We start from the raw sequence: 18,148 nt of genomic DNA, 5'->3' as shown, positions 1-18,148 counted from the left end.
AGACTCAGTGGTGGTGACCCACCACCTCGCCCGTTTTCAACTGGTAAACCGTGCCGCAGTAAGGGCACTTGCCCTGGCCCGTTTTGGCCACATCCAGGTAGACCTTGGGGTGGCTGTTCCACAATTTCATATCGGCTTGAGGGCTGGGGCAAAACACCCCACCTTGGGGGTTCAGGTCGCTGGCCAGCAGTTCAACAATGGGTGTGCTCATGGGGGTGTTCCTCAAACCAAGGTCAGCCAGTGGGCGTACTTGGGGTTGCGGCCGTTGACGATGTCAAAGAAGGCGCTCTGGATTTTTTCAGTGATCGGGCCACGGCTGCCAACGTAGTCGTCTTTGCCCAGTGCAATGCGGTCGAGTTCGCGAATTGGCGTGACTTCGGCCGCGGTACCGGTGAAGAAGGCTTCGTCGGCGATGTAGACCTCGTCGCGGGTGATGCGCTTTTGCACGATCTCCAGACCCAGGTCTTTGGCGATGTGAAAGACGGTGTTGCGGGTGATGCCGTTCAGGGCACCGGCCGACAAGTCGGGTGTGTAGATCACGCCATTTTTGACCACAAAGATGTTCTCGCCCGCGCCTTCGGACACAAAGCCCGAGGTGTCGAGCAGCAGCGCTTCGTCGTAACCCTCGTCGGTCACTTCCATGTTGGCCAAAATGCTGTTGGTGTAGTTGCTCACCGCCTTGGCCTGGGTCATGGTGATGTTGACGTGGTGGCGGGTGTAGCTGCTGGTTTTCACGCGGATGCCGCGCTTCATGCCTTCTTCGCCCAAGTACGCACCCCAAGTCCAGGCGGCCACCATCAGGTGGATGGTGTTGCCCTTGGGGCTGACGCCGAGCTTTTTGTCGCCAATCCAGGTGAGGGGGCGGATGTAACCGCTCTCCAGCTTGTTTTCACGCACCACATCGCGTTGGGCTTCGTTGACTTGCGTTGGAGTGAAGGGGATGGCCATGCGCAAGATCTTGGCGCTGTTGAAGAGGCGTTCGGTGTGCTCTTGCAAGCGGAAGATGGCGGTGCCTTGCGCGGTTTTGTAAGCACGCACGCCTTCAAAAGCGCCGCAGCCATAGTGCAGGGTGTGGCTCAGGACGTGGATCTTGGCATCGCGCCAATCGATCATCTGGCCGTCCATCCAGATTTTGCCGTCACGGTCTGACATGGAGGGAATGACAACGCTCATGAAGTGTCCTTTGAATTGGCTGCGAGAAACAGAATTGGCCCTGATTTTAAGGGTTTGGCGGGTCGGGTCTGACCAACGCCCATTCGGCCAGCTTGCCGTTGACAAAGGTGCAGGTCACCACCGATTCGCTGTTGTCCGTCCAGGTGTAAATCTCGGGCTGGGTGTCTTTCTCGCTCAACAGCTGGCCCAAGGACCGGGTCATGGCGATGACGTGCATCAAAGAAACGTTTTTGCGCAGTTTGGCATGGAGCATCACGGCGCTGGCGACATGCCCAATGGGCCGCTCGGCGGCTTTTTTCAGGATCGTGACCATGCGGGTGAAGTGCAGCAGCACCCACATGACCACGCCGCCCACGGCCAGGGCAATGCCAGCCCATTGAAAGGCCTGCCATGCCCCGATGGTGAAAACAACAATGGCCAGCGGCGCGAGGATTTTGGTGAAATTCATGGTGGCCGATTGTGCCTTGACTGTGCTGTGTTCAGTCCAGTCCTCGCACCACCTGCATGGCTTCTTCTATCCGCTCCACCGGGTAGATGGTCAAGCCCTCAAAAGACTTGTCGTTTTTCTTGGGGGCGTTGGCTTTGGGCACCACCGCCACCCTAAAGCCCAGTTTGGCCGCCTCCTTCAGGCGGTCTTGCCCGCGGGGTGCGGGGCGCACTTCTCCGGCCAAGCCCACTTCGCCAAAGGCGATGAAGCCCTTGGGCAGGGCTTTGCCGCGCAAGCTGCTGGTGATGGCCAGCATGACGGCCAGGTCGGCGGCCGGTTCGCTGATGCGCACGCCGCCCACCGCGTTCACGAACACGTCCTGGTCCATGCAGGCCACACCCGCATGGCGGTGCAGTACCGCCAGCAGCATGGCCAGGCGATCGCGGTCCAGGCCCACGCTCAAGCGCCGGGGCGAGGGACCGCCGCTGTCCACCAAGGCTTGAATTTCGACCAGCAGCGGGCGTGTCCCTTCGAGCGTGACCATCACGCAGCTGCCGGGCACGGGCTCAGCATGCTGGCTCAAGAAGATGGCGCTGGGGTTGCTCACCCCTTTGAGGCCTTTTTCGGTCATGGCAAACACGCCGATTTCGTTCACCGCCCCAAAGCGGTTCTTGATGGCCCGGATCAGGCGGAAATTCGAGTGGGTGTCGCCTTCAAAGTAGAGCACCGTGTCCACCATGTGCTCCAGCACGCGGGGCCCGGCCAGTGCCCCTTCTTTGGTCACATGGCCCACCAGCACGATGGTGGTGCCGGTGGATTTGGCGGTGCGCGTGAGGTGGGCTGCGCATTCACGCACCTGCGCCACCGAGCCGGGAGCGCTGGTCAATTGGTCCGAGTACACCGTCTGGATGGAGTCGATGATGGCGATGCCCGGTTGGCGCGATTGCAGGGTGTGCAGGATCTTCTCAAGCTGGATCTCGGGCAGCACGGGCACCTGCGAATCGGGCAAGCCCAAGCGGCGCGAGCGCATGGCCACCTGCGCGCCGCTTTCTTCGCCCGTCACATACAGGGTGTTCATGCCGCTGCGCTGCAAGGCGTCTACCGCTTGGAGCAACAAGGTGGATTTGCCGATGCCCGGATCGCCGCCAATGAGCACCACCCCACCTTCGACCATGCCCCCGCCCAGCACGCGGTCGAGCTCGTCAATGCCGGTAGGGTGGCGCTCAAAGTCGGCTGCTTCGATTTGGGCCAGCGGCAACACCTCCGAAGTCGGCGCCAGTGAGGCATGCACCGAGCCAAAGCGGTTTTTGCCACCAACGGGCTCTGCCGAGCCTTCGATCAGGGTGTTCCAGGCGTTGCAGCTTGGGCATTTGCCCATCCAGCGGGCGCTGGTGCCGCCACATTCGGTGCAGGTGAATATCGATTTGTCTTTGGCCATGGGGGGATTGTGCCTTCGGCCTAGTGGCGTTCGGTCCGATGGGGTCGGCCTCTTTTCAGTCGGCAGCGCACCAAGCGTCCACAAATTCGCGCGTGATCTCTGTGGCGCTGAGGCTTTGGATGTTGGATGCGTTTTGCCCAGACCATAAAGGCGTGAAATCGCTCAGCCCTTGCGCTTGTGCTGCAGCCCTTAAGGGGGCGATGGCGGCACTGGCCCATGGGAAAGCCGGTGCAAGTTCACTCAGGGCCCCCATTTCTCGCATCACCCGGTTGACGATGCCGCGCGCCGGGCGACCACTGAACAGGTTGGTCAGTGCCGTGTGCTGCGCCTCAGGCGATTGCAGGGCGGCTCGGTGCAATGCGGTGGTGGTGGCCTCATGGCTGCACAGATAGGCCGTGCCAATTTGTACACCCGATGCGCCCATTTGCCGTGCGGCCGCAACGCCCTCTCGGGTGGCGATGCCGCCAGCTGCAATCACGGGCAGATTCACCGCACGCACGATTTGCGGCAGCAGCGCAAAGGTGCCCATTTGGGTGCTCAGGTCCTCGGTCAGGAACATGCCCCGGTGCCCTCCGGCCTCCAAGCCCTGGGCGATGATGGCGTCCACGCCCTGCGCTTGCAGCCACAACGCCTCTTGCACCGTGGTCGCAGATGACCACACCAAGCTGCCCCACCCCTTGACCCGGGCCAGCAATTCAGGGGCGGGCAAGCCAAAGTGGAAACTGACCACAGCCGGTCGAAAAGCTTCGAGCACATCGGCGCTGTCACGACTGAAAGGCACACGCCCCGGATCAGACGGCATGCACTGGGCATCCAAACCCAGTTCGCGGTAATAAGGGGCCAGAGCCTGGTGCCAGCGAGCTTCACGCGCGGGGTCAGGCAAGGGGGGGGGGTGGCAAAAAAAATTGACGTTGTAGGGCGCACAGGTCGCCGCCTGCAAGGCCAGCAGTTCCGTTTGCAGCGCTTGGGGGCTGAGCATTGCGGCGGGGAGTGAGCCCAGGCCGCCAGCTTCGCAAACAGCCAAACTCAGCCGGTGGTTTTGAGACCCCGCCATGGGCGCTTGGACAATCGGCGCGCGCAGGCTGGACAGCAAGGTGTATGTCGACATGGGGTGCAGGCTCAAGGCATCTCAAGTAAGTCAGGCCCATCATAAAGACAAGTGCCGTGTTCGCGGTGGCATGGGTGGAAACCCGGATGGATGGTGGCTTTGAATCATTTAACATGTTAAATAAATGAGTGCTGCCATCCCCTTCATCCACCGCAATTTGCCGCGCCTGCTGCTGCAGGCGCGTGAAACCGTCATGGCCCACACACGCCCCAGCCTGCGCGAGCAGGGCCTGTCTGATCAGCAATGGCGGGTGCTGAGGGTGCTGGGTGAGCACGCCGCTGACCCAGCAGGCACAGAAACGGGGCGTGTCGCCCGCGAGGCCTACTTGCTTGGCCCCAGCCTGAGCGGCGTGCTCACGCGCATGGAGCGTGATGGTCTGATCGCGCGCACCCGATGCCCGTTAGACGCCCGCCGCACGGTGGTGCGCGCGACGGCGCTGGGGCTGGAGAAGGTGCAGGTGCTGTCGCAAACGATTGAGGCGCATTACAGCTGGATGGAGCAGCAGCTGGGCAAGGCCAAGCTGGGGCAGCTGTACGCACTGCTCGACGCGGTGATCGCGCTCGAAAACCCCGACACACAAACGCCAGAAGATCTGGCCGAGGAAGAAGAACGATGAACCCATGGCCACCTTCATGGCAACCGACGGGCACGGTGTATGGCACCTTGCTCAACTTTCGCCGCGAGTGGGACCTGTGGTGCCCACGCATGACGCAAGACCCGTACAAAGCCGGGCCCCAAGCGCCCGTGCTCTACGTCAAGACGGCCAACACCTTCAGCCCCGCTGGGCAAGACCTGGTCCTGCAGGACGGCGTGACCGAAGTGGACATCGGCGCGACGCTGGGCCTGGTGATCGGGACAGATGGTCAGGTCGCGGGTGCCGCTCTGCTCAATGACTGGTCTGTGCCGCATGCCAGTTATTACCGCCCGCCGGTCAAGTTCCGCTGCCGCGACGGTTTTCTGGCTTTGCCTGAGCAGGTGACTGCTGGCCAGGTGTCTGACTGGGCCGCGCTGCAGATTGCCGTGCACTGCAATGGCGACCTGGTGCAGACCATGGACCTGCGCGAGTTGGTGCGCGGCTTGCCTGAGTTGCTGGCCGATGTGGGCGAGTTCATGACGCTGCAGCCCGGGGATGTGCTGATGGTGGGCACCGACTGCCTGGCCGATGGCACGCGTCCCCGTGCCCAAGCGGGAGATCGGGTGGAGATTTCTGCACGGGGCTTTACTGCTGTGGTCACCACGCTTGGAGGTGCCGCATGAAGCACGCACGCATTGCCTGGTCCGGCGCCATCCAGCAAGCCGTGGAGTCTGACGGCCAGTTGCGCATCACCCAAGGCCCGCACAAGGGCCACCGCGTGACCTTTGACGAGGTCGTCTGGCTGCCGCCGCTCGCGCCCGTGCCGCAGGCACGCACCGTGATCGCGCTCGGCCTGAACTACGCCGACCACGCCAAGGAGCTCGCCTTCAAGGCCCCCGAAGAGCCGCTGGCCTTCATGAAGGGCGAGGCATCGCTGATCGGGCACATGGCCTTCACCCAGCGTCCCGCTGACGTGAAGTACATGCATTACGAATGTGAGTTGGCCGTGGTCATTGGCCGCACCGCCCGCCGCGTGAAGAAAGCCGATGCCTATGACCACATCGCCGGCTACACCGTGGCCAACGACTATGCCATCCGCGACTACCTGGAGAACTGGTACCGCCCCAACTTACGCGTGAAAAACCGTGACACCTGCACGCCCATCGGCCCTTGGCTGGTGGACGCGTCCGATGTGCCCAACCCGATGGCCCTCAAGCTGCAAACCACCGTCAACGGCCAGGTTACGCAAAGCGGCAGCACGGCCGACATGATCTTTGATGTGCCCACGCTGATCGAGTACTTCAGCAGTTTCATGACGCTCATGCCCGGCGACCTGATCCTGACCGGCACGCCCGATGGCGTCGTGAATGTGAATCCCGGCGACGTGATCGTCACCGAGATCGAGCGCATTGGCGCATTGACCAACACCCTTGTGAAAGCTGGACCATGAAAATCGACCACCTCATCAACGGCAAGAGCGTCGCAGGCCGCGACTACTTTGAAACCGTCAACCCCGCCACACAAGAGGTGCTGGCCGAAGTGGCCTCGGGCAGCGAAGCGGAGGTCAACGCCGCCGTGGCCGCCGCCAAAGCCGCTTTCCCGAAATGGGCCGCCATATCTGCTACAGAGCGGGCCAAGATCATGCGCAAGCTGGGCGACCTGATCACAAAGCATGTGCCTGACATTTCGGAAACCGAGACACGCGACTGCGGCCAGACCATCAGCCAGACCGGTAAGCAGCTGGTGCCGCGTGCGGCCGACAACTTCCACTACTTTGCCGAGATGTGCACCCGCGTGGACGGCCACACCTACCCCACACCCACGCACCTGAATTACACCCTGTTCCACCCGGTGGGCGTGTGCGCCCTCATCAGCCCTTGGAACGTGCCCTTCATGACTGCCACCTGGAAGGTCGCACCGTGCTTGGCCTTTGGCAACACCGCCGTGCTCAAGATGAGCGAGCTCTCGCCCATGAGCGCTGCCCGTTTGGGCGAGCTGGCGCTGGAGGCGGGCGTGCCTGCAGGCGTACTGAACCTCGTGCATGGCTATGGCAAAGAAGCGGGCGAGCCCTTGGTGTCGCACCGCGATGTGCGTGCCATCAGCTTCACCGGCTCCACCGTCACGGGTCACCGCATCGTGCAAAGCGCGGGCCTCAAGAAGTTCAGCATGGAACTCGGCGGCAAGAGTCCCTTTGTGATCTTTGAAGACGCTGATTTGGACCGCGCACTCGATGCCGCCATCTTCATGATCTTCAGCAACAACGGCGAGCGCTGCACCGCGGGCAGCCGCATCCTGGTGCAGCAAAGCATTTATGCCGACTTTGCCGTCAAGTTTGCCGAGCGGGCCAAACGCATCACCGTGGGCGACCCGCTGGATGAAAAGACCATCGTCGGCCCGATGATCTCTAAGGCCCACTTGGCCAAGGTGCGCAGCTACATCGAACTCGGCCCCAAAGAAGGTGCAACCATGCTGTGTGGCGGATTGGATCAGCCCGGTTACGCCGCTGACCTGCCCGCGCATGTCAAGCACGGCAACTTCGTTTGGCCCACCGTGTTTGCCGATGTCGACAACCGCATGCGCATCGCCCAAGAGGAAATCTTCGGCCCGGTGGCCTGCTTGATCCCTTTCAAGGACGAGCAGGATGCGATTGCCAAAGCCAATGACATCGAATACGGTTTGAGCAGCTACGTTTGGACCGAGAACTTGGGCCGCGCCCACCGCGTGGCCGCTGCGGTCGAGGCGGGCATGTGCTTTGTCAACAGCCAGAACGTGCGCGACCTGCGCCAACCCTTTGGCGGCACCAAGGCCAGCGGCACGGGCCGCGAAGGCGGCACCTGGAGCTACGAGGTGTTCTGCGAGCCCAAAAACGTGGCGGTCAGCCTGGGCGGTCACCACATCCCTCATTGGGGCGTTTGACGCGGCGACAGCACTTCGCACCCCTCTCACTCAACCGGAACATCGCCATGGGACAACTTGCCCTCGCCGCCAAAATCACCCACGTGCCCAGCATGTACCTGAGCGAAATCCCGGGGCCACGATTTGGCACGCGCCAAAGCGCCATCGATGGCCACAAAGAAATCAGCCGCCGCTGCCGCGCCATGGGGGTGGACACGCTGGTGGTGTTCGACACGCACTGGCTGGTCAACGCGAACTACCACATCAACTGCGCGCCGCATTTCAAAGGTGAGTACACCAGCAACGAGCTGCCGCACTTCATCCACCACATGGCTTTTGAGTCACCGGGCAACCCTGTGCTGGGGCACCTGCTGGCCAAAGTGGCGAATGAACAAGGCGTGGAAACGCTGGCGCACGACAACACCACCCTGGACCCCGAATACGGCACGCTGGTGCCACTGCGCTACATGAACGAAGACCAGCACTTCAAGGTGGTCTCGGTGTCGGCGCTGTGCATGGTGCATGACCTGAACGACAGCGCCCGCCTGGGCTGGGCCATGCGCGAGGCGGTAGAAAAACATTACGACGGCAAGGTGGCATTTCTGGCCAGTGGCTCGCTCTCGCACCGTTTTGCGCAAAACGGCTTGGCGCCCGTGTTCGCGCACAAAATCTGGAGCCCGTTTTTGGAGCAGCTCGACAAGCAAGTCCTGCAGATGTGGGGCAAGCGCGAATGGAAAGCCTTTTGCGAGATGCTGCCCGAGTACGCCAGCAAAGGCCACGGCGAAGGCTTCATGCACGACACCGCCATGCTGATGGGGGCGTTGGGCTGGACCGCTTATGACGGCGGTGTGGACATGGTGACGCCCTACTTTGGCGCCAGCGGCACGGGCCAGCTTAACGCGATTTTTGACGTCACCCCGCAGGACGGCGCCAAAGTGCCCGCTGCCGTGGCCAGCCGTGCTGAAGGCTACACGGCCATCAGCACCCGCCTTTGAGGAGCGCGACCCATGCCCCATCTTGTGATTCTCTACACCGGTCAGTTGGACGCCGAGGTCCACATGACGACCCTGTGCCGCCAAATGGCCGACGCCATGCTCACCGTGAAAGACGAGTCTGGCAAACAGGTTTTCCCTACAGGCGGCACCCGCGTGCTGGCCTACCCGGCGCCGCACTATGCGGTGGCCGATGGCGGCGCGGCGGGTCGTGATGCAGGCGGCTCAGGTGATTACGCCTTTGTGTACCTGAACGTACGCATGGGCCGTGGCCGCACAGAAGCCACACAACAAAGTGCCGGGCAAACATTGCTCGAAGTGGCCAAAGCCTTTTTTGCACCCCTGATGGCACAGCGCCACATCGGCATCACGCTGCAGATCGACGTCGGCCCCGAGGTGTTTGACGCCAAGCACAGCAATCTGCATCCACTTTTCAACAAGGTTTGAGCCATGTCCGTGTTCACCGAAGACCAGATCCAGCAACTCGCGCACGCGCTCAACCAGTCCGAAAAATCCCGCACCCAGATCGAGCACTTTTCCAAGCGCTTTGTGGGCATGACGATTGAAGACGGCTACCGCATCAACCGCGCTTGGATGCAGATCAAATTCGCTGAAGGGCGAAAAATGATCGGCCACAAGATCGGGCTGACGAGCCGGGCCATGCAGGTCTCGAGCCAGATCGACGAGCCCGATTACGGCACGCTGCTTGACAACATGCGCTACGACTGCACGCCCGGCCAAGTGCTGGACATTCCGTTCGCGCATTTCATTGCACCCCGTGTGGAAGTGGAGCTGGCTTTCATCCTCAAGAAAGAACTGCGCGGCCCCCACGTGACGGTGCAGCAGGTGCTGGAGGCGACCGACTACGTGACCCCTGCGATAGAGATCATCGACTCGCGCATCGAGCAGTTTGACCGCCACACCAAAGCCATGCGCAAGGTGTACGACACCATCAGCGACAACGCGGCCAATGCAGGCATCGTGCTCGGGGCTAAGCGGGTGGACCCCTTAACCACCGACTTGCCATGGTGCGGTGCGGTGCTGCGCCAAAACGGTGTGGTCGAAGAGACGGGTCTGGCGGCGGGCGTGCAAGGGCACCCCGCTGTGGGCATCGCCTGGTTGGCCAACAAACTCGCGCCCTGGGGTGAGCACCTGCAAGCCGGAGAAATTGTGTTGGCCGGTTCGTTCACCAAGCCCGCGCTCGCGAAGGTGGGTGATGTGTTTGAGGCGGACTACGGGCCTTTGGGCAAGCTGGAGTTCAGATTCACTTAACACCTGGGCGCCTTGAATGCCCACGCTGATCGGGTCTGGCGGGCCTGGTTGGGCGATGTGGCAAAGCGAAGCGCCTTTGAGCCCGGCCAGGCCCGCTAGACCCGGTCAGCATCATCTTCGAAGCCATCACCCAAGGAACCACACTGTGAACACCCCCGTGAATACATTCAAGCAAGCCCTGCAAAACAAGCAGCCCCAGATTGGCCTTTGGATGGGACTGGCCAGCGCCTACACCGCCGAGATTTGCGCCCTGGCCGGATTTGACTGGCTGGTGATCGACGGCGAACACGCGCCCAACGACTTGCGCAGCACCCAGGCGCAACTGCAAACCTTGGCCGCTTACCCGGGCAGCCATCCGGTGTGCCGCGTGCCTGTGGGTGAGACGGCGCTCATCAAACAATACCTGGACCTGGGGGCGCAAAACATTTTGGTGCCCATGGTGGACACGGCCGAGCAAGCTGCGCAACTGGTGCAAGCCATGCGCTATCCGCAAGACGATGGTCAAGGTGGTGTGCGTGGCATGGCGGGCGCACGGGCTTCGCGCTGGGGCCATTACCCCGACTATTTCAAGCGTGCCAATGAAGAAGTCTGCTTGTTGGTGCAGGTTGAATCACGCCAAGCACTGAACAATCTGGACGCGATCGCCGCCACGCCCGGCGTGGATGGTGTGTTCATCGGTCCGGCCGACCTCTCTGCTTCGATGGGCCATGTGGGCAACGCGGCTCACCCCGAGGTGCAAGCGGCCATTTCGGACGCCATCGCGCGCATCCGGAAAGCCGGCAAGGCCCCAGGCATCCTCACGCCCGACCGACAACTGGGTGCGCAGTACCTGCAGATGGGGGCTTTGTTCGTGGCGGTGGGACTGGACACTCAAATTTTGATGCGCCACACCACCGATTTGGCTGCGCACTTCAAACAAGAAATCACTTCAGCCACCCCGGTCAAAGGCGCCACTTACTGAGCACCCATTTCATGGGGGTCAGATTCCCATTCATTTTTTTCTGCCGGCTCCATCAACAGTTGGGTCCGACCCCAAATCAAGGAGATCACGATGTTTCCATCCCCTCAACCTGTGGTGCCTTCGTTGCAAGCGCGGGTCCATCCGGACGAATGGCAAGCCCGGCTTGAACTGGCCGCGTGCTACCGCGTATTTGCCATGCTCGGTTGGACAGAGATGATTTACAACCACATCACGCTGCGCTTGCCCGACAGCGCGACCGGGGGCGAGAAGCACTTTTTGATCAACCCTTTTGGCCTGCACTACAGCGAGGTCACAGCCTCCAATCTGGTCAAGATCAACCTGCAAGGACAGGTGCTTGACGGCTCGCCCTACAAGGTCAACCCGGCGGGTTTTGTGGTGCATGCCACTTTGCACGGTGGTCTTGAAGGGGCGCATTGCGTGATGCACACCCACACCACGGCCGGGGTGGCGGTGGCTTGCCTGAAGGACGGCCTGTCGCAGAGCAATTTCTACTCCGCCCAGCTGCATGGCATGGTCGCCTACCATGACTTTGAGGGCATCACCATCCATGCAGAGGAAGGCCCGCGCGTGCTGCAAAGCATTGGCAACAAGCCTGCGGTGATTTTGCGCAACCATGGCCTGCTCGCCTGGGGCGCCAGCCTGTCGCAGACCTTTGCGATTTTGTGGACCTTGCAGCGGGCCTGTGAAATCCAGTTGGCCACGCAGAGCATGGGTGCACCGATCCCGGTGCCCGAAGACATGGCCGCCAAGTGCACGCGCGATGCCCTGCAGTTCAACCCCCACCACGGGGCTGGGCAAGACGTGTTTGAGGCGCTGGTGCGCCAGATGGACAGGCAAGGGACAGGGTGGCGCGCATGAGTGAGGTGACTTACCAGAAGGTGGCCATCGTGGGTGCAGGCGCCATTGGCGGGTGGGTGGGCGTGCATTTGGCACGCGCCGGGGCGGATCTCAGCGTTCTGGCCAGGGGCGACACCCTGGTCGCACTCCAGCAGAGCGGCCTGCAACTCCATCAGGGCGGCGAGTTGCACACCGTGCCCGTCAGGGCTTCCAACGATGCCAAGGCATTGGGCGTCCAGGATGTGGTGGTCATCTCCGTCAAGTCCCCTGCGCTGGCTTCGGTCGCACAGCAGGTAGGGCCCCTGATCGGGCCCAACACCGTCGTGTTGACCGCCATGAACGGTGTGCCCTGGTGGTTTTTGCAGGGCTTTGGCGGTCCGGTGGCCGGGCGTTCATTGGCCGCGGTGGACCCCCAGGGCACCATCGCGCGTGCACTGCCCGCTCGGCACATCATCGGCTGCGTGGTCCATGCCAGCTGCTCGGTGGATGTGCCTGGCGTGGTCCGCCACCATTTTGGTGACGGCTTGATCGTGGGCGAGCCCACAGGTGAGGCCTCACCCCGCGTGCAGGCGCTGCATGCCCTGCTGCACCGAGCGGGCTTCAACGCCACGCTGTCGCCGCAAATTCAAAAAGACATTTGGTACAAGCTCTGGGGCAACATGACGATCAACCCCATCAGCGCTTTCACGGGGGCCACCACGGACCGCATTTTGGACGATGCCTTGGTTCGCCAATTCATTTCGGGCATCATGCTCGAGGCCAAAGCCATCGGTGCACAGATCGGCATCCCCATCGATCAGCAGCCTGACGACCGCCATGCCGTGACGCGCAAATTGGGCGCATTTCGCACCTCCATGCTCCAAGATGTGGACGCCGGCAAACCCGTTGAGCTCGATGCCCTGGTTTCGGCCGTGCGGGAATTGGGGCAGCTCACGGCCATTCCAACGCCTTTGACCGACGTGTTGTTGGGTCTGAGTCGATTGCATGCGCAAACTCGGGGGCTGTATCCCATTGTTTCACCGTAGCCGCCAGATCGCGTCGGCCCCAGTCACTTGCTTGTCATCTTCCGGGCGCGTGGGTGGTTAAATGGCACCCATGTCCTCGCCCAACCCAGCTCCTTATTCCCGTCTGACGCTGACCGGTTTTCTCACCTTGCTGCTCATCGCCCTCATGATGGGGGCCAACCATGTGGCGGCCCGAACCGCGTTCAACCATGGGGTGGATGTGGTGACTGCGGTCACTTTTCGCAGCAGTGTCACGGCTTGTGTCTTGGCCTTGATTCTTTGGCAGCAACAGGTGAGCCTGCGCTTGTCGGGGCGGCAGCCCAAGACCTTGCTGCTGATCGGCGTTTTGATCGCTGTGCAAAGTGTGTGCCTTTACTCGGCGGTGGCACGATTGCCCGTGGCACTGGCCCTGCTGGCGTTCAACACCTACCCACTGCTGACGGCGTTTTGGGCGCGTGTGCTGTACGGTCATCGCCCAGAACGTGCGGTGCTGTTGGCCATGCCCTTGCTTTTGTTGGGCCTGGCCTTGGCCTTGGATGTGTTGGGCGCCGCTTCAGGCCTGGGCGCGGCGCAGCATTGGGCGCAAATCGGGGTGGGCATCGTCTTTGCCTTGGCGGCTTCCGCGACATTCGGTTTGGCCATGGTCGTCACCCAACACGAGGCGGCTGACGTGGATGGCCGTTTGCGCACTTTCACGACCATGGCCACGGTGGCGGTGTTGGCCGCCGCCGTCGCGGCGACGCAAAGTGGTTTCCATTTGCCACAGGCGAGCGCGGGTTGGTGGGGTCTGGGGGCGTTGACTTTTTTATACGGCACCGCCTTCACGGTGATGTTCACCGTGCTGCCCAAATTGGGCGTGGTGGGCAACTCGGCCATCATGAACGTGGAGCCGGTGTTTGCCTTGGTGCTGGCTTGGGCGGTGCTGGGGCAAACGATTGCCCCCGTGCAGTTGGTGGGGGCGCTGGTGGTGGTCACCACCGTCATGTGGCTGGGTTTGCGCAAGCGTTGAGCCTGGCCTGCCTGCGCGGGCCAGGGGGTGCGCGCAGCTCAGCCTTTTTTCAGGGCAAGCGCTTTGTCGTACAACGCGTTTTTCGATTCACCCGTGATCTCAGCAGCCAACTTGACGGCCGTTTTCAGGGGCAACTCGGTCAGCAGCACTTGCAGCACACGAACGCCTTCGCCTTCGGTTGCGGCGACGGGGGCGTCGTGCAGCACCAGCACAAACTCACCGCGTTGGCGATCGGGCTTTTCGGCCAACCAAGCAGGCAAAGCGTTTGCCGCGACCGTTTCAATTTGTTCAAACTGCTTGGTCAGCTCTCGTCCCACAGTGATGCGGCGCTCACCCAACACCGCCAGGGCCTGTGCCAAGGCTTCGATGCGGTGCGGTGCTTCCAGCAAGACCACGGCGCGGCTGTCTTGGGCCAGTGCCTGAACCGCTTGCTGCCGTTCACCCAATTTGCTGGGCAAAAAGCCGCTGAACACAAAACCACGCTCACCCGTCATGCCACTGGCGCTCAATGCCGTGGTCACGCTGCTGGCGCCCGGCAGGGGCAAGACACGGCATCCGGCCTGCCGTACGGCAGCCACCAGACGTGCACCCGGATCGCTGATGGCCGGCGTTCCGGCATCGCTGACATAAGCAATTCGTTCCCCTTGCGTCAGACGAGCGATCACGGTTTGCGCCGCCTCGGCTTCGTTGTGCTGGTGCACGCTGAGCAGTTGCGCGCCGGGTCGCTCTAAGCCATAGGCCCTGAGCAACTGTTGGGTGTGGCGGGTGTCTTCGCAGGCGATGGCGTCGACCACGCTCAGCACATGCAAAGCCCGCAGACTGATGTCGGCGAGGTTGCCAATCGGTGTCGCCACCACATACAGTGTGCTGGTCGGGTTGTTTTGCGATCCGGCAGCTTCGCGCGCCGCCTCCAGGGCTTTGGCGAATGAGGCAGACAAGGGAGACGGATTCAATGCAATTCCTCAAAAAAGACACGGTGGCCCAGACCACCAAAGCCCGGGGTGATGCGGGCGAAGACGAAGCGTTGGCCTACTTGCAAGCGCGTGGTTTGCGTTTGTTGCAGCGCAATTATCGGACGCCCGGCCGAGGGGGGGGTGAAATTGACCTGATCATGCAGGCCGCCGACGGCACCGTGGTGTTTGTCGAGGTGCGCAGGCGAAGTCGCTCAGACCACGGCGGGGCGGCGGCCAGCATTGGGCGGGTGAAACAGCGGCGCATCATTTTTGCGGCGCAGCATTACCTGATGCGATGGCGTCGCCTGCCGCCGACCCGCTTTGATGTCGTGACCCTTGAAGTGACCGGACTTCAATGGCTGCCGGCGGCGTTTGATTCGGCCTGAAATACCGGGGAAAAAACTGTATTTCAGGGCGGCATCGATGTGGGCGGGGTTATCATCCCGTGCGCATGCTAGACCTTCGAATCCAACAACACTTCATCGACAGTGCCGATTTGCACTACCAGGTGGCCGAAACTTTGGCCAAACCTGTGGATTCGGCTGTTCAGGCGGTGATGGCTTGTGTCACCGGGGGCGGGAAAGTCTTGGTCGGTGGCATGGGACCCTCGGCGGCTTTGGCCCACTATCTGGCGAACTTGTTGGTGGGTGGTTTTGAGCGGGAGCGCCCGGGCTTGGCCGCGCTGGCCTTGTCCTCGGACCCGGTGACGGCGACGCGTTGGCCAGACGGCCAAGCATTGGCCCGTCAGGTGTTGGCGCTGGGGCAAACAGGCGATGTGTTGGTGCTCATCAGCTCGGACGGCGCCGAAACCGGTCTGGTCGAGGCCGTGCAAGCGGCCCATGACCGCGAAATGAGCGTGTTGGCTTTAACGGGTCAACATGGGGGCAGTTTGGCTCGGCAGCTGCGCGAAACCGATGTGCATGTGTGCGTGCCGCATGAGCGGGCCGCGCGAATTCGTGAAGTGCAGTACTTGGTGCTGCATTGTCTGTGTGATGGAATTGACACCCAATTGTTGGGTGAACAGGAGCCTCTTTAAATGAAACGCAATCTTCAATCTTTGGTTTTGTCGGGTGTGGTGTTGGCTGCGGCCTTGTCCAGTTTGTCTGCTTGCGCCCCCTTGTTGGTGGGCGGCGCGGTCATGACCGGCATCGTGGCCACCGACCGGCGTACCGCCGGCACCCAGCTGGAGGACGAAGCCATTGAGCTCAAGGTGGGCGGTGCTGTTCGCCAAGAATTGGGCGACCGTGTTCACCTGAATGTGACCAGCTTCAACCGCAAAGTGCTGCTCAGTGGTGAAGTGCGCACCCAAGCCGACAAAGACCGCGCCGAACAACTCGCGCAAAGCCAGGAAAACGTGGTCTCTGTGGTGAACGATCTGGCGGTGACCATGGCCAGCAGCCTGAGCCAGCGATCCAAAGATTTGGTGATCACGGGTCAGGCCAAGGCGGCGTTCATCGATGCCAAAGACTTGCAGGTCAATGCCATCAAGGTCGTGACCGAGCGTGGCATTGTGTATCTGATGGGTCGCGTGACAGCCCGTGAAGCCAAACGTGCCAGCGACATCGTGCGCGGCATTGGCGGCGTCACCAAAGTGGTCCGCGTGTTTGATGAAATTTCCGAAGAAGAGCTCAAGCGATTGAGCCAGCCGACTGCCAAAAACTGACCCGGCACCGCCGTGTTCCCCCCAAAAAAGCGACCCTTGGGTCGCTTTTTTGCGGGCACAGGGCCCGCGGGGCTCGGTCAGCGCAAACGGCGAATCAAGCTCGACGTGTCCCAGCGGCCACCGCCCATTTTTTGCACATCGGCGTAAAACTGGTCCACCAACGCGGTCACGGGCAAGCGGGCGCCGTTGCGCTTGGCCTCGTCCAGCACCAGGCCCAGGTCTTTGCGCATCCAGTCCACGGCAAAACCGAACTCGAATTTGTCGTCGGCCATGGTCTTGCCACGGTTGTCCAGTTGCCAGCTTTGCGCGGCACCTTTGCCGATCACCTCCAGCACTTGGTGCATGTCCAGACCCGCTTGCTGGCCAAAGGCCACGGCCTCAGACAAGCCTTGCACCAGCCCGGCGATGCAGATCTGATTCACCATCTTGGCCAACTGTCCCGCGCCGGATGCGCCGAGCAAGGTGCAGGCCCGGGAAAACGCCATGGCGGCGGGCTTCGCACCATCAAATGCGGCAGCGTCGCCACCGCACATCACCGTGAGCATGCCGTTTTGGGCCCCGGCTTGTCCGCCAGAGACTGGCGCGTCCACAAAGTGCAAGCCCCGCTGTTGGGCTTGGGCATACAACTCGCGGGCCACTTCGGCAGAGGCTGTGGTGTGGTCCACAAAGATGGCGCCGGGCTTCATGCCGGCAAAGGCGCCATCTGGACCCAGCACCACACTGCGCAAGTCGGCGTCGTTGCCCACGCAGGCGAACACGATGTCGGCACCTGCGGCAGCTTCGCGGGGGGTGGGCGCGGTGGCATTGCCTGGGCATTCGGCCGCCCATGCTGCGGCCTTGGCGGCGCTGCGGTTGTACACCGTGACATGGTGGCCGGCACGCGCCAGGTGGCCCGCCATGGGGTAGCCCATCACGCCCAGTCCCAAAAAGGCCACTTGGCGGGGGGGGGTGGATTCGTAGGTTTTGGTTGCAATTTGGCTCATGGTTGTCTCGCTGCAAGTCGTTGAAAAGGGCTAATTTAGCAGCCTGACAGTGCACGGGTTCGTGCCGGGTGCATTCGCGTGTCGGTTGGGCGACCGTGGGTGGGGTGAGCGGCGTCTGCGCGGGGTTTGGTACGCTCAGGCCATGAACACCGAAATTGCCGAAAACTTGGCGCGCGTGCGTGCGCAAATTGAAGTGGCTTGTCAAGCCGCTGGCCGAGCGCCGCACAGCGTGTCGTTGCTGGCCGTGTCCAAAACCTGGGGGCCGGACGCGGTGCGCGCCGCCCATGCGGCGGGTCAGCGGGCTTTTGGCGAAAACTACATTCAGGAGGCGGTGGACAAGATCGGGGCATTGAAGGATCTGGCCCTCGAATGGCACTGCATTGGCCCCATCCAGAGCAACAAGACCCGATGGGTGGCCGAGTACTTTGATTGGGTGCACAGCGTGGACCGCCTGAAAATTGCCCAGCGACTGTCCGAGCAGCGTCCAGACCACTTACCGCCTTTGCAGGTGTGCATTCAGGTGAATGTGGACGGCGGCGAGACCAAATCGGGCGTGAGTCCTTTGGAGTTGCCTGCATTGGCGCTGGCCGTTGCCGCTTTGCCGCGTTTGCAGTTGCGCGGACTCATGACCATCCCTGAGCCTGCCGAAACGGATGCCCAGATGCGGGCTGTGCACGCCCAAGCCAAAACCTTGCTGGAGGCTTTGCGTCAGCAAGGTCTGTCACTCGACACCTTGTCGATGGGCATGAGCGCCGATATGGAATCCGCCATTGCCGAAGGCAGCACCTTGGTGCGGGTGGGCACGGCGATTTTCGGCCAGCGTTGAGCGCGACAGGAG

At 62.0% G+C, this 18,148-nt stretch carries 22 protein-coding genes; 15 read left to right on the top strand and 7 right to left on the bottom strand.

The features are described 5' to 3' along the window. Positions 1-4 precede the first annotated feature (4 nt). From ACHEXK_RS13970 to ACHEXK_RS13950, 5 genes are read right to left on the bottom strand one after another with little or no spacing between them, the layout of a single operon-like run. On the bottom strand, positions 5-211 hold the full coding sequence (locus ACHEXK_RS13970) for a zinc-finger domain-containing protein (protein WP_416546906.1): 207 nt from the start codon (positions 209-211) through the stop codon (positions 5-7). 11 nt (positions 212-222) lie between these two features. After that, the gene (locus ACHEXK_RS13965) at positions 223-1,173 is read right to left on the bottom strand and encodes a branched-chain amino acid transaminase (protein WP_416546905.1); all 951 of its coding nucleotides are present in this window, start codon (positions 1,171-1,173) and stop codon (positions 223-225) included. A 46-nt stretch (positions 1,174-1,219) separates the two neighbouring features. Then, positions 1,220-1,621, bottom strand: a complete 402-nt coding sequence (locus ACHEXK_RS13960) for a glycerate kinase (protein WP_416546904.1) — start codon at positions 1,619-1,621, stop codon at positions 1,220-1,222. A 31-nt stretch (positions 1,622-1,652) separates the two neighbouring features. After that, positions 1,653-3,038: a DNA repair protein RadA gene (gene radA / locus ACHEXK_RS13955; protein ID WP_416546903.1), complete on the bottom strand. Its 1,386-nt coding sequence runs from the start codon at positions 3,036-3,038 to the stop codon at positions 1,653-1,655. Between the two features lie 55 nt (positions 3,039-3,093). Further along, a complete protein-coding gene (locus ACHEXK_RS13950; RefSeq protein ID WP_416546902.1) occupies positions 3,094-4,146 on the bottom strand; it encodes an NAD(P)H-dependent flavin oxidoreductase in 1,053 nt (350 codons plus the stop codon). 124 nt (positions 4,147-4,270) lie between these two features. On the opposite strand from ACHEXK_RS13950, the gene hpaR reads away from it, so the two are divergent. The 11 genes from hpaR to ACHEXK_RS13895 all read left to right on the top strand — a co-directional run bounded on the left by hpaR (position 4,271) and on the right by ACHEXK_RS13895 (position 13,711). Beyond that, a complete protein-coding gene (hpaR, locus tag ACHEXK_RS13945) occupies positions 4,271-4,762 on the top strand; it encodes a homoprotocatechuate degradation operon regulator HpaR (RefSeq protein ID WP_416546901.1) in 492 nt (163 codons plus the stop codon). Beyond that, on the top strand, positions 4,759-5,403 hold the full coding sequence (locus ACHEXK_RS13940; RefSeq protein ID WP_416546900.1) for a fumarylacetoacetate hydrolase family protein: 645 nt from the start codon (positions 4,759-4,761) through the stop codon (positions 5,401-5,403). Before hpaR ends, ACHEXK_RS13940 begins: the two co-directional genes overlap by 4 nt. Beyond that, positions 5,400-6,170, top strand: coding sequence for a fumarylacetoacetate hydrolase family protein (locus ACHEXK_RS13935; RefSeq protein ID WP_416546899.1), 771 nt, complete (start codon positions 5,400-5,402; stop codon positions 6,168-6,170). The genes ACHEXK_RS13940 and ACHEXK_RS13935 overlap by 4 nt, the downstream gene beginning before the upstream one ends. Beyond that, positions 6,167-7,636, top strand: coding sequence for a 5-carboxymethyl-2-hydroxymuconate semialdehyde dehydrogenase (hpaE, locus tag ACHEXK_RS13930; protein WP_416546898.1), 1,470 nt, complete (start codon positions 6,167-6,169; stop codon positions 7,634-7,636). Before ACHEXK_RS13935 ends, hpaE begins: the two co-directional genes overlap by 4 nt. 47 nt (positions 7,637-7,683) lie before the next feature. Continuing rightward, complete coding sequence (gene hpaD / locus ACHEXK_RS13925) at positions 7,684-8,610, top strand: 3,4-dihydroxyphenylacetate 2,3-dioxygenase (protein ID WP_416546897.1); 927 nt, start codon at positions 7,684-7,686, stop codon at positions 8,608-8,610. Positions 8,611-8,622: 12 nt separating this feature from the next. Further along, positions 8,623-9,054, top strand: a complete 432-nt coding sequence (locus ACHEXK_RS13920) for a 5-carboxymethyl-2-hydroxymuconate isomerase (protein WP_416546896.1) — start codon at positions 8,623-8,625, stop codon at positions 9,052-9,054. A gap of 3 nt (positions 9,055-9,057) precedes the next feature. After that, a complete protein-coding gene (hpaH, locus tag ACHEXK_RS13915; protein ID WP_416546895.1) occupies positions 9,058-9,879 on the top strand; it encodes a 2-oxo-hept-4-ene-1,7-dioate hydratase in 822 nt (273 codons plus the stop codon). A 145-nt stretch (positions 9,880-10,024) separates the two neighbouring features. Next, positions 10,025-10,840, top strand: coding sequence for an aldolase/citrate lyase family protein (locus tag ACHEXK_RS13910; protein WP_416546894.1), 816 nt, complete (start codon positions 10,025-10,027; stop codon positions 10,838-10,840). Between the two features lie 90 nt (positions 10,841-10,930). Then, positions 10,931-11,719 (top strand): class II aldolase/adducin family protein, encoded by a 789-nt coding sequence (locus ACHEXK_RS13905; RefSeq protein ID WP_416546893.1) that lies wholly within the window; start codon positions 10,931-10,933, stop codon positions 11,717-11,719. Beyond that, positions 11,716-12,723: a 2-dehydropantoate 2-reductase gene (locus ACHEXK_RS13900; protein WP_416546892.1), complete on the top strand. Its 1,008-nt coding sequence runs from the start codon at positions 11,716-11,718 to the stop codon at positions 12,721-12,723. The genes ACHEXK_RS13905 and ACHEXK_RS13900 overlap by 4 nt, the downstream gene beginning before the upstream one ends. 70 nt (positions 12,724-12,793) lie before the next feature. Next, complete coding sequence (locus tag ACHEXK_RS13895; RefSeq protein ID WP_416546891.1) at positions 12,794-13,711, top strand: DMT family transporter; 918 nt, start codon at positions 12,794-12,796, stop codon at positions 13,709-13,711. 38 nt (positions 13,712-13,749) lie between these two features. On the opposite strand, the gene rsmI is transcribed toward ACHEXK_RS13895, so the two are convergent. Then, positions 13,750-14,649 carry a 16S rRNA (cytidine(1402)-2'-O)-methyltransferase gene (gene rsmI, locus ACHEXK_RS13890; protein ID WP_416546890.1) on the bottom strand — a complete coding sequence of 300 codons (900 nt, stop codon included), beginning with the start codon at positions 14,647-14,649 and terminating at the stop codon, positions 13,750-13,752. A 14-nt stretch (positions 14,650-14,663) separates the two neighbouring features. Here rsmI and ACHEXK_RS13885 point away from each other — a divergent pair, with 14 nt between their 5' ends. The 3 genes from ACHEXK_RS13885 to ACHEXK_RS13875 all read left to right on the top strand — a co-directional run bounded on the left by ACHEXK_RS13885 (position 14,664) and on the right by ACHEXK_RS13875 (position 16,327). Next, the gene (locus ACHEXK_RS13885) at positions 14,664-15,050 is read left to right on the top strand and encodes a YraN family protein (RefSeq protein WP_416546889.1); all 387 of its coding nucleotides are present in this window, start codon (positions 14,664-14,666) and stop codon (positions 15,048-15,050) included. Between the two features lie 65 nt (positions 15,051-15,115). Further along, positions 15,116-15,700, top strand: a complete 585-nt coding sequence (locus tag ACHEXK_RS13880) for an SIS domain-containing protein (protein WP_416546888.1) — start codon at positions 15,116-15,118, stop codon at positions 15,698-15,700. Next, entirely contained in the window at positions 15,701-16,327 is a 627-nt protein-coding gene (locus ACHEXK_RS13875) for a BON domain-containing protein (protein ID WP_416546887.1), read from the top strand. 77 nt (positions 16,328-16,404) lie between these two features. On the opposite strand, the gene ACHEXK_RS13870 is transcribed toward ACHEXK_RS13875, so the two are convergent. After that, positions 16,405-17,310: an NAD(P)-dependent oxidoreductase gene (locus ACHEXK_RS13870; protein WP_416546886.1), complete on the bottom strand. Its 906-nt coding sequence runs from the start codon at positions 17,308-17,310 to the stop codon at positions 16,405-16,407. Positions 17,311-17,452: 142 nt separating this feature from the next. On the opposite strand from ACHEXK_RS13870, the gene ACHEXK_RS13865 reads away from it, so the two are divergent. Next, positions 17,453-18,136 carry a YggS family pyridoxal phosphate-dependent enzyme gene (locus ACHEXK_RS13865; RefSeq protein ID WP_416546885.1) on the top strand — a complete coding sequence of 228 codons (684 nt, stop codon included), beginning with the start codon at positions 17,453-17,455 and terminating at the stop codon, positions 18,134-18,136. The last annotated feature ends 12 nt before the right edge of the window (positions 18,137-18,148 follow it).

The organism is Limnohabitans sp. DCL3 (assembly GCF_048019295.1).
In the GTDB taxonomy this organism is placed as follows: domain Bacteria; phylum Pseudomonadota; class Gammaproteobacteria; order Burkholderiales; family Burkholderiaceae_C; genus Limnohabitans_A.
This window is presented reverse-complemented; position numbering and strand designations above follow the sequence as displayed.

Coding starts and splice junctions, on each gene's coding strand:
- ACHEXK_RS13970 (WP_416546906.1), bottom strand. CDS start 211: ATGAGCACACCCATTGTTGAACTGCTGGCCAGCGACCTGAACCCCCAA.
- ACHEXK_RS13965 (WP_416546905.1), bottom strand. CDS start 1,173: ATGAGCGTTGTCATTCCCTCCATGTCAGACCGTGACGGCAAAATCTGG.
- ACHEXK_RS13960 (WP_416546904.1), bottom strand. CDS start 1,621: ATGAATTTCACCAAAATCCTCGCGCCGCTGGCCATTGTTGTTTTCACC.
- radA (WP_416546903.1), bottom strand. CDS start 3,038: ATGGCCAAAGACAAATCGATATTCACCTGCACCGAATGTGGCGGCACC.
- ACHEXK_RS13950 (WP_416546902.1), bottom strand. CDS start 4,146: ATGTCGACATACACCTTGCTGTCCAGCCTGCGCGCGCCGATTGTCCAA.
- hpaR (WP_416546901.1), top strand. CDS start 4,271: ATGAGTGCTGCCATCCCCTTCATCCACCGCAATTTGCCGCGCCTGCTG.
- ACHEXK_RS13940 (WP_416546900.1), top strand. CDS start 4,759: ATGAACCCATGGCCACCTTCATGGCAACCGACGGGCACGGTGTATGGC.
- ACHEXK_RS13935 (WP_416546899.1), top strand. CDS start 5,400: ATGAAGCACGCACGCATTGCCTGGTCCGGCGCCATCCAGCAAGCCGTG.
- hpaE (WP_416546898.1), top strand. CDS start 6,167: ATGAAAATCGACCACCTCATCAACGGCAAGAGCGTCGCAGGCCGCGAC.
- hpaD (WP_416546897.1), top strand. CDS start 7,684: ATGGGACAACTTGCCCTCGCCGCCAAAATCACCCACGTGCCCAGCATG.
- ACHEXK_RS13920 (WP_416546896.1), top strand. CDS start 8,623: ATGCCCCATCTTGTGATTCTCTACACCGGTCAGTTGGACGCCGAGGTC.
- hpaH (WP_416546895.1), top strand. CDS start 9,058: ATGTCCGTGTTCACCGAAGACCAGATCCAGCAACTCGCGCACGCGCTC.
- ACHEXK_RS13905 (WP_416546893.1), top strand. CDS start 10,931: ATGTTTCCATCCCCTCAACCTGTGGTGCCTTCGTTGCAAGCGCGGGTC.
- ACHEXK_RS13900 (WP_416546892.1), top strand. CDS start 11,716: ATGAGTGAGGTGACTTACCAGAAGGTGGCCATCGTGGGTGCAGGCGCC.
- ACHEXK_RS13895 (WP_416546891.1), top strand. CDS start 12,794: ATGTCCTCGCCCAACCCAGCTCCTTATTCCCGTCTGACGCTGACCGGT.
- ACHEXK_RS13885 (WP_416546889.1), top strand. CDS start 14,664: ATGCAATTCCTCAAAAAAGACACGGTGGCCCAGACCACCAAAGCCCGG.
- ACHEXK_RS13880 (WP_416546888.1), top strand. CDS start 15,116: ATGCTAGACCTTCGAATCCAACAACACTTCATCGACAGTGCCGATTTG.
- ACHEXK_RS13875 (WP_416546887.1), top strand. CDS start 15,701: ATGAAACGCAATCTTCAATCTTTGGTTTTGTCGGGTGTGGTGTTGGCT.
- ACHEXK_RS13870 (WP_416546886.1), bottom strand. CDS start 17,310: ATGAGCCAAATTGCAACCAAAACCTACGAATCCACCCCCCCCCGCCAA.
- ACHEXK_RS13865 (WP_416546885.1), top strand. CDS start 17,453: ATGAACACCGAAATTGCCGAAAACTTGGCGCGCGTGCGTGCGCAAATT.